The sequence below is a fragment of the Peribacillus tepidiphilus genome (genome assembly GCF_009466385.1).
GTDB classification, from domain to species: domain Bacteria; phylum Bacillota; class Bacilli; order Bacillales; family DSM-1321; genus Bacillus_BN; species Bacillus_BN tepidiphilus.
Window position 1 is genome coordinate 73,070 of record NZ_WIAQ01000023.1, and the last position, 15,139, is coordinate 88,208.

12 protein-coding genes, 11 tRNA genes and 1 rRNA gene are annotated in these 15,139 nt (G+C 40.8%); 22 read left to right on the forward strand and 2 right to left on the reverse strand.

Annotated features, from left to right (window positions below):
- The first annotated feature begins 298 nt into the window (after window positions 1–298).
- The 3 genes from cshA (at window position 299) to GD441_RS12445 (ending at window position 4,108) form a co-directional block, all read left to right on the forward strand.
- A complete protein-coding gene (gene cshA, locus GD441_RS12435) occupies window positions 299–1,765 on the forward strand; it encodes a degradosome RNA helicase CshA (RefSeq protein WP_225434224.1) in 1,467 nt (488 codons plus the stop codon).
- A 419-nt stretch (window positions 1,766–2,184) separates the two neighbouring features.
- Complete coding sequence (locus GD441_RS12440) at window positions 2,185–2,661, forward strand: PH domain-containing protein (protein ID WP_153126761.1); 477 nt, start codon at window positions 2,185–2,187, stop codon at window positions 2,659–2,661.
- The gene (locus tag GD441_RS12445; protein WP_153126762.1) at window positions 2,654–4,108 is read left to right on the forward strand and encodes a PH domain-containing protein; all 1,455 of its coding nucleotides are present in this window, start codon (window positions 2,654–2,656) and stop codon (window positions 4,106–4,108) included. Before GD441_RS12440 ends, GD441_RS12445 begins: the two co-directional genes overlap by 8 nt.
- Before the next feature lie 28 nt (window positions 4,109–4,136).
- Here the strand turns inward: GD441_RS12445 and GD441_RS12450 are convergent, their stop codons facing one another.
- Window positions 4,137–4,730: a rhomboid family intramembrane serine protease gene (locus tag GD441_RS12450; protein ID WP_153126763.1), complete on the reverse strand. Its 594-nt coding sequence runs from the start codon at window positions 4,728–4,730 to the stop codon at window positions 4,137–4,139.
- A gap of 133 nt (window positions 4,731–4,863) precedes the next feature.
- On the opposite strand from GD441_RS12450, the gene acpS reads away from it, so the two are divergent.
- From acpS to GD441_RS12480, 6 genes are all read left to right on the forward strand, one after another.
- Window positions 4,864–5,217 carry a holo-ACP synthase gene (gene acpS, locus GD441_RS12455; protein WP_153126764.1) on the forward strand — a complete coding sequence of 118 codons (354 nt, stop codon included), beginning with the start codon at window positions 4,864–4,866 and terminating at the stop codon, window positions 5,215–5,217.
- A gap of 394 nt (window positions 5,218–5,611) precedes the next feature.
- Window positions 5,612–6,622, forward strand: coding sequence for a LolA family protein (locus GD441_RS12460; protein ID WP_153126765.1), 1,011 nt, complete (start codon window positions 5,612–5,614; stop codon window positions 6,620–6,622).
- A 125-nt stretch (window positions 6,623–6,747) separates the two neighbouring features.
- Window positions 6,748–7,917: an alanine racemase gene (gene alr, locus GD441_RS12465; RefSeq protein WP_191992182.1), complete on the forward strand. Its 1,170-nt coding sequence runs from the start codon at window positions 6,748–6,750 to the stop codon at window positions 7,915–7,917.
- 316 nt (window positions 7,918–8,233) lie between these two features.
- The gene (locus GD441_RS12470) at window positions 8,234–8,515 is read left to right on the forward strand and encodes a CopG family ribbon-helix-helix protein (RefSeq protein ID WP_153126767.1); all 282 of its coding nucleotides are present in this window, start codon (window positions 8,234–8,236) and stop codon (window positions 8,513–8,515) included.
- A gap of 4 nt (window positions 8,516–8,519) precedes the next feature.
- Complete coding sequence (locus GD441_RS12475) at window positions 8,520–8,870, forward strand: type II toxin-antitoxin system PemK/MazF family toxin (RefSeq protein ID WP_153126768.1); 351 nt, start codon at window positions 8,520–8,522, stop codon at window positions 8,868–8,870.
- Window positions 8,871–9,038: 168 nt separating this feature from the next.
- Window positions 9,039–11,189, forward strand: a complete 2,151-nt coding sequence (locus GD441_RS12480) for a Tex family protein (RefSeq protein ID WP_191992185.1) — start codon at window positions 9,039–9,041, stop codon at window positions 11,187–11,189.
- 78 nt (window positions 11,190–11,267) lie between these two features.
- On the opposite strand, the gene cmpA is transcribed toward GD441_RS12480, so the two are convergent.
- A complete protein-coding gene (gene cmpA / locus GD441_RS12485; protein ID WP_153126770.1) occupies window positions 11,268–11,387 on the reverse strand; it encodes a cortex morphogenetic protein CmpA in 120 nt (39 codons plus the stop codon).
- Window positions 11,388–11,502: 115 nt separating this feature from the next.
- Between cmpA and GD441_RS12490 the strand changes: the two genes are divergently transcribed.
- From GD441_RS12490 to GD441_RS12550, 13 genes are all read left to right on the forward strand, one after another.
- The gene (locus GD441_RS12490; RefSeq protein ID WP_153126771.1) at window positions 11,503–11,970 is read left to right on the forward strand and encodes a SprT family protein; all 468 of its coding nucleotides are present in this window, start codon (window positions 11,503–11,505) and stop codon (window positions 11,968–11,970) included.
- A gap of 122 nt (window positions 11,971–12,092) precedes the next feature.
- Window positions 12,093–12,167: transfer RNA gene (locus tag GD441_RS12495), tRNA-Asn, on the forward strand.
- A 9-nt stretch (window positions 12,168–12,176) separates the two neighbouring features.
- Window positions 12,177–12,267, forward strand: a tRNA-Ser gene (locus GD441_RS12500).
- Window positions 12,268–12,277: 10 nt separating this feature from the next.
- A tRNA-Glu gene (locus GD441_RS12505) sits at window positions 12,278–12,349 on the forward strand.
- Between the two features lie 181 nt (window positions 12,350–12,530).
- Window positions 12,531–12,606 (forward strand) — tRNA-Asp (locus tag GD441_RS12510).
- A gap of 128 nt (window positions 12,607–12,734) precedes the next feature.
- Window positions 12,735–12,809, forward strand: a tRNA-Gln gene (locus GD441_RS12515).
- A 3-nt stretch (window positions 12,810–12,812) separates the two neighbouring features.
- Window positions 12,813–12,888: transfer RNA gene (locus tag GD441_RS12520), tRNA-Lys, on the forward strand.
- Window positions 12,889–12,898: 10 nt separating this feature from the next.
- Window positions 12,899–12,983 (forward strand) — tRNA-Leu (locus tag GD441_RS12525).
- A gap of 63 nt (window positions 12,984–13,046) precedes the next feature.
- Window positions 13,047–13,132: transfer RNA gene (locus tag GD441_RS12530), tRNA-Leu, on the forward strand.
- A 12-nt stretch (window positions 13,133–13,144) separates the two neighbouring features.
- Window positions 13,145–13,221: transfer RNA gene (locus tag GD441_RS12535), tRNA-Arg, on the forward strand.
- A gap of 8 nt (window positions 13,222–13,229) precedes the next feature.
- Window positions 13,230–13,306 (forward strand) — tRNA-Pro (locus GD441_RS12540).
- 26 nt (window positions 13,307–13,332) lie between these two features.
- Window positions 13,333–13,406 (forward strand) — tRNA-Gly (locus tag GD441_RS12545).
- A 254-nt stretch (window positions 13,407–13,660) separates the two neighbouring features.
- A 16S ribosomal RNA gene (locus tag GD441_RS12550) occupies window positions 13,661–15,139 on the forward strand; the annotation flags it as partial.

Consider the following 15,139-nt stretch of genomic DNA (forward strand, 5'->3'; position numbering starts at 1 on the left):
AGAGTTGTTGGTGTGATTTTGTTTTCGCAATTTTTCTAAATTGTTTCAAACTCCAAGCATCATAGGCCTGTTTTGTGTAAGAAAAAGCTCGGTTCTTTCCTTAAAATCCTTCTTGTTGATATATTTTCCTAGAGGTAGACTTAACGTTGTGTTGGGATGCTTCTCATCTTGTATATCGGCATTTGCTGAGGTTTCAATTGGAAGGTAAACTTTTTAAGGGATATCATTCTTACTGGTGATCATGAGAAAACTTTTTCTAAAGATATACACAATTTCTCAATAAAAGGAGTTAGAAAAATTGACTTTGTTTAGTGAATTAGGACTTGATAAGTCTACGTTAAGATCGATTGAAAAGATGGGATTCGAGGAAGCCACTCCGATTCAGGCTCAAACGATTCCGGTAGCTCTAGAAGGCAAGGATATTATTGGACAAGCGCAGACAGGAACAGGTAAAACGGCAGCATTCGGAATCCCGTTAATGGAGAAAATTGATCCGAAGGCTGAGCACGTGCAAGGAATAGTCATTGCGCCTACTCGTGAGCTTGCGATCCAAGTATCTGAAGAATTGTATAAATTAGGCTATGGGAAAAAAATCCGTGTTCTTGCAGTATATGGCGGACAGGATATTGAACGCCAAATTCGAGCATTAAAGAAAAAACCACATATCATTGTGGGAACACCAGGAAGGCTTTTGGACCACATTAACCGTAAAACGATTCGTTTAGGCAATGTTCATACAGTTGTCTTAGATGAAGCGGATGAAATGTTAAACATGGGCTTCATTGAAGATATTGAAGCCATTCTCTCTACAGTTCCTGAAGAGCATCAAACCCTTCTTTTCTCTGCAACTATGCCTGAGCCGATTCGAAAAATTGCAGAAAAATTCATGCAAGACCCACATCATGTGAAGGTAAAAGCAAAAGAAATGACGGTCGACCGTATTCAGCAATACTATATCGAGCTAAAAGAAGCTGAGAAGTTTGACGTGCTTACACGTTTATTGGACATTCAGACTCCGGAGTTAGCGATTGTATTCGGTCGTACGAAGAGACGTGTCGATGAACTTGCAACTGCGTTAAACCTTCGTGGCTATACGGCCGAAGGAATTCATGGTGACCTAAGCCAGGCAAAGCGCCTTTCTGTCTTAAAGAAATTTAAAGAGGGAAGCATTGATGTTTTGGTTGCAACGGATGTTGCAGCTCGTGGATTGGATATTTCAGGTGTAACGCATGTTTATAATTTTGACATTCCACAGGACCCTGAAAGCTACGTTCACCGAATTGGAAGAACAGGCCGTGCTGGGAAAACTGGTTCAGCAGTAACTTTTGTAACGTACAGAGAGAGACCTCAGTTATATGTAATTGAAAAGACAACCAAGAAGCGAATGGAGCGTTTGAAAACTCCTTCCTTGAGTGAAGCACTAGAAGGTCAGCAAAAAGCTGTAACGGAAAAACTCGTTTCGATTATTGAAAATGAAGATTTATCCCTTTACTTGCCAAATGCAAAAGACCTTCTTAATAAGTACGATGCAGAACTTATTGTTGCTAGCGTGATCAAGAGCTTAACGAAAGAGCCTGATAGTACGCCTGTAAAATTAACAGAAGAGCAGCCTCTCCCTGTCAAGAAAGTAAGGGAAACCTTCTCCCGCGATAAGGGTAGAAACGGAAGAAGCTCAAATGGCCGTAGCAAAGAATACAGCAATAAACGCAGCGGAGAACGTTCAAAAGGAAACTTCAGCCGCGGCAGAAAAGAAAGAACAAAATAAATAGGAGTTACAGAAAGCTGCCCTATTATAATGGGGCAGTTTTTTTTGCGACAAGTAGGTGAGCGAATCACCAGCTCCTGCCCCTTACTAAAAAGTGTAAAAAGTAACGTTTGGCGAGAGTATTCCTGAAACTGGCGGGATTATTGGAAAAACCCGCTGGATTATCAAGAGAACTGGCGGGATTTTTATAAAAACCGGCGGGATTACCACCAAAACTGGTGGGATTTTTAGTGGAGCTAACCCAATTCGGAAGGCCTGCAGTTTTTCTTGGGGACTCTGCGAAGTTTTGTAAGTTTACTGGGTTCTCGTCAGAGCTAGTCGGGCTCTTTCTTCATTTCGTACTAAATAGTATAGAGAGATTAATAGATATTATAGTATACTTACTAAAAATAGCATAAATTGTAAAAAGGAGTTTGCGAATGGGAGAGTTGGAAAATATTATCTCAACGAAGGCTTTAAAGGTATGGAGGTTATCGGGCTTTCTGTATGCTTTAATTGGAATTATTATTGCAGTAGGACTTACGATTGTGAACGAGCTTTTTGATTGGCCGAAATGGTTATATATGATCTATTGGGGATTAGCATTACTTGAATTTGTTCTACTGGTTTTCTTTTTACCTTCTCTTCGGTGGAAGTGGTGGCGCTATGAGGTAAGGGAGCGCGAAATAGAAATTCAAAAAGGGTTGTTTGTTGTTACAAAAACACTTTTCCCTATGGATCGTGTACAACATGTAGAAACGAAACAGGGTCCGATTTACAGAAAGTATGATCTAGCTGCAGTTCATATTTCTACAGCTGCGACAGTTCATGTAATCCCTGCATTGGATAGTCTAGAAGCGGATCATCTGCGACAAAAGATTTCCATTCTTGCAAGTGTGGAGGAAGAAGATGTCTGAACCAAAACGTCTACATCCCATTGCTGCTGTTTCGAATGCAATGAAAACTTTGAAGGAAGCAATCATTCCTTTTATTGCTTTATTTGTTTTTGGAAGCAATGATTCATCGAAATGGCAAAATATAGAACTTATTATCATTTTTGTTTCAGTCGTATTTATTTTACTGTATGGATGGCTTTCTTGGCTGCGTTTTACTTATGTCTTAAAAGATGGAGAAATTATTATTGAGCAAGGAGTTTTTGTTCGTAATAAGAGATACATTCGTTTTGAAAGGGTTCAAAGTATAGCTGTATCGGAAGGCGTTTTGCAGCGTTTGTTTGGATTGGTAAAGGTGAAAATTGAAACAGCCGGGTCTTCTGGAATGCTGGCGGAAGGGGTATTAACGGCTATTTCAAAAGAAGAAGCTGACAGAATTAGCACGTCTTTTTCAGAAATAAAGAATAAAAACAAAAATCAAGCAGAAATAGTAACCGAGCATCATGAGATGGAAGATGTTACACTGAAAACACCGACTGTTTTTCAAATGAAGTTTAAAGAGCTTCTATTAATGGCCGCCACTTCAGGAGGTGTAGGGGTCGTCTTTTCTGGAGCAATGGCCTTTCTCGCTCAATTTGAGGAATTGATTCCTTATGAAAAAGTGTTTAGTCGATTTGAGAAATTTATTTCTTCTGGTGTCGGTGTTGTTGCTGCCGCTATTTTCTTGGGACTTGTACTGGCATACGTGGTAGCTACAGCAGGTATCGTGATCAAGTATGCCTATTTTACTGTGAAAAAAATAGAAGATGAACTTGTTATTACACGTGGTTTACTAGATAGAAGAAAAATAACGATTCCTCTTGATAAAATCCAAGCCATCCGCATTGTAGAAAATATTATAAGGCAACCTCTTGGTTATGCAACGGTGTATATTGAAAATGCAGGTGGATCCGTCATGGATGCAGAGGTTTCGAAGGTTATGCTTTTCCCACTTATCAAAAAGAAAGAACTAGAAAATCTAATTCCTGTTTTTGTTCCGGATTATACAGCTAATGTTTCCATAACATCTGTACCGAAAAGGGCTTTTTCAAGATATCTATTTCGTCAATGGTTTGTATGGCTTCCTGTATCAGTTGCTGTATCAGCCATTTTCTTTCCATGGGGTTTAATGTCTTTGCTTTTATTACCGTTAAGTGGTATATGGGCCTATCTTTCCTATCAGTCAGCAGGATGGAATCTAACAGAAGATCAACTATCGCTACGTTATCGAATCATTTCAAAACAAACCTTCATAGCGAAAAAACGAAAAATACAATCAATGGATACAAAATACAGCTGGTTCCAAAATAGAAAAGACCTTGGTACGTTGTCGGTTTTTATTAAGCTTGGAATTGGCCCGGGATTGGGCAGGGTTTATGATCTCGAAAAGAGTGATATTGAGCAAGTGAAACAATGGTATCTAAATGGATAAACAAACCGGCTGCTTTTTTTTAGCCAGATTATTTTTTTCTAAAGCGTAAGAATAGAGGGGCTAGAATAAACCCTGATACTAAGCCTCCTAGATGACCTATCACATTGATTTGCGGTTGGATAAACGTCATAATAACTCCAATGATTGTCAATGTTAGGATTGTCTGGGAGTTTTGTCTTGTCAAAAGATCTTTTCTTATTAAAACCAGATATAAGTAACAACCTAGTAGACCAAAGATTGCCCCGCTTGCTCCAACGTGAACATATTTTAGAGGCATGAGCCAAAAAGTTAGGATGTTTGCTGCAACTCCTGCTAGTAAATAAAATGAGGTCATTTTGATTGAACCGAACAGCTTTTCCAATGCGGGTGCAAAAATAATAGTAGAGAAGCTGTTAAACAAAATATGGCTGAAGGATCCGTGTAAAAATATCGGTGTAATAAGTCGCCAATATTCCCCATCCGCGATAAATAAGTTAACGCCTGCCATAGATTCAAACCAATGTCTGTCCTCCAAAAAAGGGACATTCGTTAATAAAAAAATCATACTATTTATAGAAATTATAATGGTTACAGCTGGATACATACGTATAAAATCATGAAAACTTTCCGTTCTGATAAACATATTCATCCTCCTAGATTAACTTGTCTATACCAACATGGGGGTGTATACTGTTTCTCATTTTATGAATCCTCTCTCTAGAGACGGAATACTGATAGGGTATGCCAATTAAAAACAAAATAGAAGGCTGATGTGTATGATAAAAGGAATCGGATTAGACATCGTTGAGCTTGAACGAATTGAAAAGATTTTAACTCGTCAACCAAAGTTTATACAAAGAATTTTAACTGAGAAAGAACAAGAAATATATGAGATGTTATCAAATTCAAGAAAAAGAGAATTTCTTGCGGGGAGATTTGCTGCTAAAGAAGCTTTTTCGAAAGCTTTTGGAACAGGGATCGGAAAAGATCTCAGCTTTCTTGATATGGAAATTCTCTATGATGAAAAAGGTAAGCCATTTTTTCACCTGCCCTTTTCGGATGGGGTTCATCTTTCTATAACACACAGCAAGGATTATGCGGCTGCGCAGGTTATCATTGAAGCACGATGAATGTTCTTATTTTAGTCATGAATGCAAAACAATTTTATGAAAAAAGCTTGTCAACACTTGGACATAATCACGGGGTTTGTCTCATATACTCTTATTGCTATAGGTGAGACAAGGCCCGATTAAGAAAGTGATCCTTAATCAGAATGAGAATCAGTTGAGTTAATCGGGTATTTACTATCCGGTATTTCCGAATAGGGAATTTTACGGGCAGTTAATACGGGATAAATTGGCAAGCCGATACTTAAATCGTTTATCGGTGCTTCTCAAGCTTGAGATTTAGAAAACTTGAATAACAACTTTGTGTTTCCATCATGCTTCAAGAATTTTCGCCAATGTTTGTCCATGCCTTTTCGTCTCCCTTTTACGTTCAAATGACAAAAAAGGGGTTGAAAAGATGAAGAAGTTGTTGGTAGTTTTTGCTGGCCTTATGTTAATATTAGCTCTTTCTGCTTGTGGACAAAAGTCCCAGGCTGATGTTGTGAAAGCTTTAAATGAAAAGCTCACTGAGCTGAAGGGATACAAGGCTGATGCAAAGATGACATTAAAGATGGGATCAGAGCCGCAAGTTTATGATGTAGAAGTGTGGCATAAAGATCCAGATTACTACCGTGTAAATTTAAAGAATGAAAAAAAAGACCAGAGCCAGATGATTCTTAGAAATAAAGAAGGTGTATTTGTCCTAACGCCTGCTTTAAACAAGAGCTTCCGTTTCCAAAGTGAATGGCCGAAAAATAGCAGCCAAGCCTACTTGTATGAATCTCTGGTAAAAGACATTATTGATGATAAGTCTGCCAGCTTTAAAGCAACAGATAAGCATTATGTGTTTGAAACGAAAACACGCTACCAAAATAATAAGATGCTTCCTTATCAAGAAATTACTATAAATAAAAAAGATCTTGCTCCTATCAGTGTGAAGGTTATGGATCCAGACAAGAACACGTTAGTGACTGTGGAATTTTCAAATGTTAAGTTCAACGCGACATTTGAAAAAGATGCATTTGACATGAAGAAAAACATGACGGGTGCCCAACTTGAAGTCCCTGTTATGGCCGAGGTTAAGGATGAAGGATTTTCTGTCAAATATCCTGCGCTAGAATTAGAAGGTGTTAGCTTAACGGAGGAAAAAGAAATTGAAACAGAGAACGGTAAGCGCTTTGTTTTAACTTATGACGGTAAGAAGAGCTACACATTGATTCAGGAAAAAGCAGAAGTCGTGCAGACAACTTTGGCTCCGACGAATGTTATTGGTAATCCTGTCGATTTAGGTTTCACGGTTGGAGCAATGACAGCCAATACGGTTTCTTGGACGTATGAGGGAGTGGAATATACTCTAGCATCACAAGAGCTGTCTCCTGAAGAGATGATTGAAGTTGCCCGTTCTGTTCAGGTTGCTCCGATTAAGTAAATCATTAATAACTACTACAGATTTAGCAGACTCTTGTTTTTTGAGGGTCTGTTTTTCTAGGTTTGACACTTCTTTCTCAAAGGACGATAATTTTATCTAAAGAAGAGAACGAGAAGGAAGGGTTTTTGGTGAAGCACGCAGCGTATTTTAGAGATACATGGGCTGAAATTAACCTTGATCATATATTTGAAAATGTTAAGAACATGAAGCAGCATATTAAGGGTGGAACAAAGCTTTTTGCGGTAGTAAAAGCTAATGGCTATGGTCATGGAGATTATCAGGTCGCCAAAACAGCACTTGAAGCTGGAGCAGACTATTTGGCTGTTGCTTTTTTGGACGAAGCGATTGCATTACGGGAAAAAGGAATTGAAGCGCCAATTTTAGTATTAGGGGCAACTCGTCCGGAAGATGCGACATTAGCAGCAAACTTCAATATTGCTGTAACAGTTTTTCATGAAGAATGGTTGAAAAGAGCCGTAGAGCATTTTTATGGAGAGCAGCCTCTTAAAGTTCATATCAAGTGTGACACAGGAATGGGACGATTAGGAATCCGGGAGAAAGATGAGCTTCGTCATTTAGCAGATCAGTTGCTTGCACATGAGAATTTTTTATTCGAAGGGATATATACCCATTTTGCAACGGCTGATGAATTGACAACGACTTTTTATGAGCAACAGCTTGAGAGATTTAAAGAATTACTGTCCGGACTAGATTCTTTGCCAGAATTGGTTCACTGCAGCAATAGTGCGGCTTCTTTACGATTTGAAGATGCGCAATTTAATGCCGTAAGAATGGGGATATCTATGTATGGACTCACTCCCTCACAAGAAATGAAAGATATTTTACCGTTCCCATTAAAAGAATCGTTTTCTCTTCACACGAAATTAGTCCATGTGAAGGAAATTAAAGCTGGTGATGCTGTCAGTTATGGAGCTACTTATATCGCGAAGGAGAATGAGTGGATCGGGACGATTCCAATTGGCTATGCGGATGGCTGGATCAGAAAACTCCAAGGCTTTAAAGTGATTGTAGATGGCAAGCTTGTACCGATTGTAGGAAGAATCTGTATGGATCAATGCATGATTAAGCTTCCTTCAAAATATCCAATTGGAGAGAAGGTAACTCTGATTGGAGAGAATAATGGAATGTTTGTTTCTGTTGATGACGTGGCAGAAAAGCTGGAAACGATTAACTATGAAGTGACCTGCATGATTGGAAATCGGGTTCCCCGTGTATATAAAAAAGACGGAAAAACAGTTTTCATTCATAATCCGTTACATTCTTTAATAAAATAAAATTGTTTTGAAGTAAAAACTGCAGAAAATAGTTTGTGATTTTTTATTATATACGCATAAATTCAAGGATTATTGGACTATAATATTACGGGAATACTGATTGAGAGATCTTATTCAACTCAGTAAATAGGATCTGGTATGTTTTGGCAAATTCTCTTCTTTTGCGTGCTCTTGCCTTATCTGACAAGTGTTTTCAACGGTTTGAATGGTAAACGTATTTGATCATAATGTAATATACTCTTTGCTTTTGTGTGTATTAATGGTAATATGTTACCGAAGTAGTAAAGGTGTGTAGTGATGGTGGAGGTGTATATTTGTGTCTGAACCCAGCGCAACTAGAGAAATAATGATTCAATTACCTCAAAATTTACTGACAGAATTAGATGGATATGTAGAAGAAGTAAATGGAAACCGCAGTGAACTTATTTACCGTGCGACTGTGATGTATTTAAACGAAAGAAAAAAGAGAAAATTTCGTGATCAAATGAAACGCGGTTATGTGGAAATGGCGGCAATTAATTTGAAGATTGCTTCAGAAGCCTTTCTAGCCGAATATGAGGCAGAGCATTGCGTTGAACGTTTAGTAAGTGGAGGATAAGAATTTGGGCTTTAAGCGTGGTGACGTATACTTCGCAGATTTATCCCCTGTGGTAGGTTCTGAACAAGGTGGAACCCGCCCTGTGCTGATTATACAAAATGATATCGGTAATCGGTTCAGCCCTACAGTCATAGTAGCAGCAATCACAGCCCAAATTCAGAAAGCGAAGCTCCCGACTCATGTGGAAATTGATGCTAAGCGTTACGGATTTGAAAGAGATTCTGTTATTTTACTAGAGCAAATACGTACCATTGATAAAAAACGCTTAACGGATATGATTACCCACCTTGATGATGTAATCATGAAAAAAGTAGATGAGGCACTGCAAATCAGTTTGGGATTGAAAGAATTTTAATAGTTGATATTTAAACGCTCTTAAAGAATAATAAGAGCGTTTTTTGTTTGGGACAAAAGGGAATCAGGCACAAATACGATTTCCTTCATGTTGTTATTTTTGGTAAACTGATCACATACATAGAAGAAGTTTGGAGGCTAGGCATTGACTACTACGGTTGATTATAAAATGGAGTTATTCAGCAAAATCTCAGCAGAAATGAAGCTTAAGACTAAGCAAGTGGAAAATGTCATTTCGTTAATATCGGAGGGGAACACTGTCCCATTTATCGCACGGTATCGTAAAGAAATGACAGGATCACTTGATGAGGTGCAAATTAAGGACATTATCGAGCGTTGGACATATCTTGAGAATCTACATAATAGAAAGCAAGAAGTTCTGAGATTAATCGAGGAGCAAGGAAAGCTAACACCTGAATTGAAAACGTCTATAGAAAAAGCCGACAAGCTGCAGGTTGTTGAGGATTTATATCGTCCCTACAAACAAAAACGCCGGACAAAAGCGACCATTGCAAAGGAAAAAGGATTAGAACCGCTTGCTGATTGGCTTTTGTCGTATCCTAAAGAAGGTTTTGTTTTAGAAAAAGCGGCTGAATACGTATCGGAAGATCATGAAATACATACACCTGAAGAAGCCTTGGAGGGAGCAAAAGATATCATTGCAGAGCATCTATCTGATGATGCTTCTATTCGACAATGGGTAAGGACGGAATTTTTTAAGAATGGGCAGATCGAATCTGTTGTTAAGGAAAAAGAAAAGGATGAGCGAGGAGTTTTTGAGATATATTACGAATTTACACAGCCCATTTCCAAGGTTCTTCCACATCAAATTCTCGCTTTGAATAGGGGAGAGAAAGAAGAAATCTTAAAAGTTACCCTTAAAGCTGATGTTGAAAGAATTACTTCTTATTTAGCCAAAAAATATATTCAGGATATGTATGCAATCAGTGTAAATATCATCAAGGAAGCTATCGATGATGCTTATAAACGATTGATCTATCCTTCGATCGAAAGAGAAGTAAGAAAAGAGTTGACGGAGAAAGCCGAAGACCGAGCTATTCATATTTTTGCAGAGAACTTAAGAAATCTATTGTTGCAGCCGCCATTAAAAGGAAAAGTTGTTTTAGGAGTAGATCCTGCTTATCGGACAGGGTGTAAGCTAGCAGTTGTAGATGATACAGGAAAATTGTTAGAAGTTGATGTAGTTTATCCTCATCCGCCTGTTTCAAAAAAGGCTGAGGCTAAGAAAAAACTTCTTTCTTTGTTAGCTAAGCATGGTGTAGAAGTAGTAGCTATAGGGAATGGGACAGCTTCGCGCGAGACCGAACAGTTTGTGGCAGAAACGATAAAAGAATATGGGAAAACGGTATATTATATCATTGTTAACGAAGCAGGAGCGAGTGTATACTCAGCTTCAGATTTGGCAAGGGAAGAGTTTCCGAATTTGCAGGTGGAAGAAAGAAGTGCAGTATCCATTGCCAGAAGGTTGCAGGATCCTTTGGCTGAGCTTGTTAAAATTGATCCTAAATCAGTTGGGGTTGGTCAGTACCAGCATGACGTATCCCAGAAAAAACTTACTGAATCTCTCACTTTTGTAGTTGAAACAGCCGTTAACCAAGTAGGTGTAAATGTGAATACCGCTTCTCCTTCATTGTTGCAGTATGTTTCGGGCTTGTCTAAGACAGTAGCTCAAAACATTGTGAAAAAGAGAGAGGAAGAAGGAAGGTTTGTATCTAGAGAGCAGCTGAAAAAGATTCCAAGATTAGGGGCTAAAACCTACGAGCAGTGCATTGGATTTCTTCGCATCATCAATGGGGAGGAGCCTTTAGATAGTACAGCCATTCACCCTGAAAATTACACGATCGTCAAAAAGCTTTTGTCTAAACTTGGATTCACAAGTGCAGATATAGGTACAGAAGAGCTTAATCATTCTTTGCAGAAATTGAACCTTACGGATATTGCTGAAGAATTTCAGATTGGCCAGATTACTTTGAAGGACATTATAGATCATTTGATGAAGCCAGGAAGAGACCCACGAGATGAACTTCCAAGACCATTGTTAAAACAAGATGTTTTAACAATGGAAGATTTATCGGTTGGTATGGAACTTCAGGGTACAGTACGTAACGTGGTAGACTTTGGTGCTTTTGTTGATATTGGAGTAAAGCAGGACGGACTTGTGCACCTATCAAAATTAAGCAAACAATTTGTAAGGAATCCTCTTGAAATTGTGTCTGTTGGTGATGTAGTCACCGTCTGGGTGGAACAGGTAGATTTGAAAAAACAACGGGTTTCTCTTACAATGATACCACCTAAATAATGTAAAGGACTGACTCAAAAGAGATGGCTTTATTCCTTTTTCTAAACGGAGATGATTTGGAAATGGGAGTATAGTGACTTATGAGTCAGTCCAATTATTTTTTCTATAATAATACCAGCATTGATTTAATAGTCGAATTTGATAACGGTCCTTTTCCAAAAATGCTTTTTGGATTTGTTTTTGCAACCATTTAGGCATAAGGGACCTCCTTAAATTCCATTAAGATTTAAAATATTGTATGTTCATATGGCTTGTTAGGTTTCAAAAACAAATGATGAGGGACGTTGTTGAAGAATGTATGGGGGTATATTATATGAACAATCAAGAGCTTCAAAAATTAACTGAAAAAATATCACTTACCCATTTTCAAAAACCGTTTCGTCATAAAGCATTATTTAACCCAAGGCTTCGATCTACCGGTGGAAGATATCTTTTACATAACCACAATATCGAGATTAATTATAAGTATTTCGAAGAACATGGGATGGACGAACTGATCGGAATCGTTAAGCATGAACTATGTCATTATCATCTTCATATTGAAGGGAGAGGATATAAGCATAGAGATCCAGAGTTTAAGAAACTAATGCAGGAAGTTGGAGCGCCGAGGTACTGCACTCCTTTGGTTAGTAGGCGTAGTACCTCAAAAAAGCACAGAATGTATCATTATAAATGTAAAGATTGTGGGATGATCTATATTAGAAAAAGGAGGGTGAATACGATAAAATATGTATGTGGCAGATGCCGAGGAAAATTAGTATTGGATTCAGTGGAGAAATAAAAAATTAATATTTATTGTTGACAACATGAATTCAAGTAATTATAATTTAAAGAGTCGATAAGATATCAAAGACATTAAGACATACGATTCAGCCAGAGGTTATAATAAAATTTCCGCAATATTCCGCAGTAGCTCAGTGGTAGAGCACTCGGCTGTTAACCGAGCGGTCGTAGGTTCGAATCCTACCTGCGGAGCCATTTTGTTTTGGGGAAGTACTCAAGAGGCTGAAGAGGCGCCCCTGCTAAGGGCGTAGGTCGCGTAAGCGGCGCGAGGGTTCAAATCCCTCCTTCTCCGCCATAGTTATCATGGCCCGTTGGTCAAGTGGTTAAGACACCGCCCTTTCACGGCGGTAACACGGGTTCGAATCCCGTACGGGTCATCTTATTAATGGGAAGCGATTTTATCGCCTCCCATTCTTTGACCTTAAAGGTCCCGTGGTGTAGCGACGAGCGAAGCATCTGGAATAAACAGCGAGTTGTCTCGACGTATTAGCATCTTCGAAATGACTAGAAGAGGAAGAGACAGTTTAAGCAAGCATAGATTTATTAAATGATTAAGTTGGTCCCGTGGTGTAGCGGTTAACATGCCTGCCTGTCACGCAGGAGATCGCGGGTTCGATTCCCGTCGGGACCGCCATCTTTAATTCATCTTTAAATATTGAATAAAAAAATAACACTTGCAAATATTAATGTAGTGTGATAATATATGAGAGTTGCTTCTTGAGGAAGTATTACGATGGAAGTTGTTATAAGATGATTAACTATTGGGCTATAGCCAAGCGGTAAGGCAACGGACTTTGACTCCGTCATTCGTAGGTTCGAATCCTGCTAGCCCAGCCATTCGAGCCATTAGCTCAGTCGGTAGAGCATCTGACTTTTAATCAGAGGGTCGGAGGTTCGAGTCCTCCATGGCTCACCATTTTCATATTGCGGGTGTGGCGGAATTGGCAGACGCACCAGACTTAGGATCTGGCGCCTTACGGCGTGGGGGTTCAAGTCCCTTCACCCGCACCATTATATTTTAAAAAAATATTGACATAACATCGTTGGTTTGTTATCATACAATTTGTCGCTTTCGCGGTCGTGGCGGAATGGCAGACGCGCTAGGTTGAGGGCCTAGTGGGGGCAACCCCGTGGAGGTTCAAGTCCTCTCGGCCGCACCAATTAAATAATATGCGCCCGTAGCTCAATTGGATAGAGCGTCTGACTACGGATCAGAAGGTTATGGGTTCGACTCCTGTCGGGCGCGCCATTATATTACGGGAAGTAGCTCAGCTTGGTAGAGCACTTGGTTTGGGACCAAGGGGTCGCAGGTTCGAATCCTGTCTTCCCGACCATCGAAAATTGTACATTATTAAATAATGCGGGTGTAGTTTAGTGGTAAAACCTCAGCCTTCCAAGCTGATGTCGTGGGTTCGATTCCCATCACCCGCTCCAAATGATTGCACTTTGAAAACTAAACAAAACAATACGTCAACGTTAATTCTAGTTGCTTTTAAGCAACACAATTTATGAGCAAGTCAAGCTCGAAAAAGATGGAGTTGAGAATCGGATTTTCTCTCTTTTAAAACGAAAAAAGTTTTAGAAGCGAGAAGGTCGAGGAAGCAAAGCGAGCGAACGCCGGAGTTTATTATTGATAAATGAGGACGTGAGCGAGCGAAGCTGACGAAGAGATTCGATGCTTATAAAACTTTTTGGAGAGTTTGATCCTGGCTCAGGACGAACGCTGGCGGCGTGCCTAATACATGCAAGTCGAGCGGACTTCTTAAAAGCTTGCTTTTGAGAAGTTAGCGGCGGACGGGTGAGTAACACGTGGGCAACCTGCCTGTAAGACTGGGATAACTCCGGGAAACCGGGGCTAATACCGGATAGATTTCCTCCTCGCATGAGGAGGAAGGGAAAGACGGTTTCGGCTGTCGCTTACAGATGGGCCCGCGGCGCATTAGCTAGTTGGTGAGGTAACGGCTCACCAAGGCGACGATGCGTAGCCGACCTGAGAGGGTGATCGGCCACACTGGGACTGAGACACGGCCCAGACTCCTACGGGAGGCAGCAGTAGGGAATCTTCCGCAATGGACGAAAGTCTGACGNTCGCATGAGGAGGAAGGGAAAGACGGTTTCGGCTGTCACTTACAGATGGGCCCGCGGCGCATTAGCTAGTTGGTGAGGTAACGGCTCACCAAGGCGACGATGCGTAGCCGACCTGAGAGGGTGATCGGCCACACTGGGACTGAGACACGGCCCAGACTCCTACGGGAGGCAGCAGTAGGGAATCTTCCGCAATGGACGAAAGTCTGACGGAGCAACGCCGCGTGAGCGAAGAAGGCCTTCGGGTCGTAAAGCTCTGTTGTTAGGGAAGAACAAGTACCGGAGTAACTGCCGGTACCGTGACGGTACCTAACCAGAAAGCCACGGCTAACTACGTGCCAGCAGCCGCGGTAATACGTAGGTGGCAAGCGTTGTCCGGAATTATTGGGCGTAAAGCGCGCGCAGGCGGTTTCTTAAGTCTGATGTGAAAGCCCACGGCTCAACCGTGGAGGGTCATTGGAAACTGGGGAACTTGAGTGCAGAAGAGGAGAGCGGAATTCCACGTGTAGCGGTGAAATGCGTAGAGATGTGGAGGAACACCAGTGGCGAAGGCGGCTCTCTGGTCTGTAACTGACGCTGAGGCGCGAAAGCGTGGGGAGCAAACAGGATTAGATACCCTGGTAGTCCACGCCGTAAACGATGAGTGCTAAGTGTTAGAGGGTTTCCGCCCTTTAGTGCTGCAGCAAACGCATTAAGCACTCCGCCTGGGGAGTACGGCCGCAAGGCTGAAACTCAAAGGAATTGACGGGGGCCCGCACAAGCGGTGGAGCATGTGGTTTAATTCGAAGCAACGCGAAGAACCTTACCAGGTCTTGACATCCTCTGACAATCCTAGAGATAGGACGTTCCCCTTCGGGGGACAGAGTGACAGGTGGTGCATGGTTGTCGTCAGCTCGTGTCGTGAGATGTTGGGTTAAGTCCCGCAACGAGCGCAACCCTTGATCTTAGTTGCCAGCATTCAGTTGGGCACTCTAAGGTGACTGCCGGTGACAAACCGGAGGAAGGTGGGGATGACGTCAAATCATCATGCCCCTTATGACCTGGGCTACACACGTGCTACAATGGATGGTACAAAGGGCTGC

Excerpts from the sequence above, each read along its gene's own strand:
- GD441_RS12450 (WP_153126763.1), bottom strand. The coding sequence starts at position 4,730 with ATGTTTATCAGAACGGAAAGTTTTCATGATTTTATACGTATGTATCCA.
- acpS (WP_153126764.1), top strand. The coding sequence starts at position 4,864 with ATGATAAAAGGAATCGGATTAGACATCGTTGAGCTTGAACGAATTGAA.
- GD441_RS12490 (WP_153126771.1), top strand. The coding sequence starts at position 11,503 with ATGAACAATCAAGAGCTTCAAAAATTAACTGAAAAAATATCACTTACC.
- cmpA (WP_153126770.1), bottom strand. The coding sequence starts at position 11,387 with ATGCCTAAATGGTTGCAAAAACAAATCCAAAAAGCATTTTTGGAAAAG.
- GD441_RS12480 (WP_191992185.1), top strand. The coding sequence starts at position 9,039 with ATGGAGTTATTCAGCAAAATCTCAGCAGAAATGAAGCTTAAGACTAAG.
- GD441_RS12460 (WP_153126765.1), top strand. The coding sequence starts at position 5,612 with ATGAAGAAGTTGTTGGTAGTTTTTGCTGGCCTTATGTTAATATTAGCT.
- GD441_RS12445 (WP_153126762.1), top strand. The coding sequence starts at position 2,654 with ATGTCTGAACCAAAACGTCTACATCCCATTGCTGCTGTTTCGAATGCA.
- GD441_RS12440 (WP_153126761.1), top strand. The coding sequence starts at position 2,185 with ATGGGAGAGTTGGAAAATATTATCTCAACGAAGGCTTTAAAGGTATGG.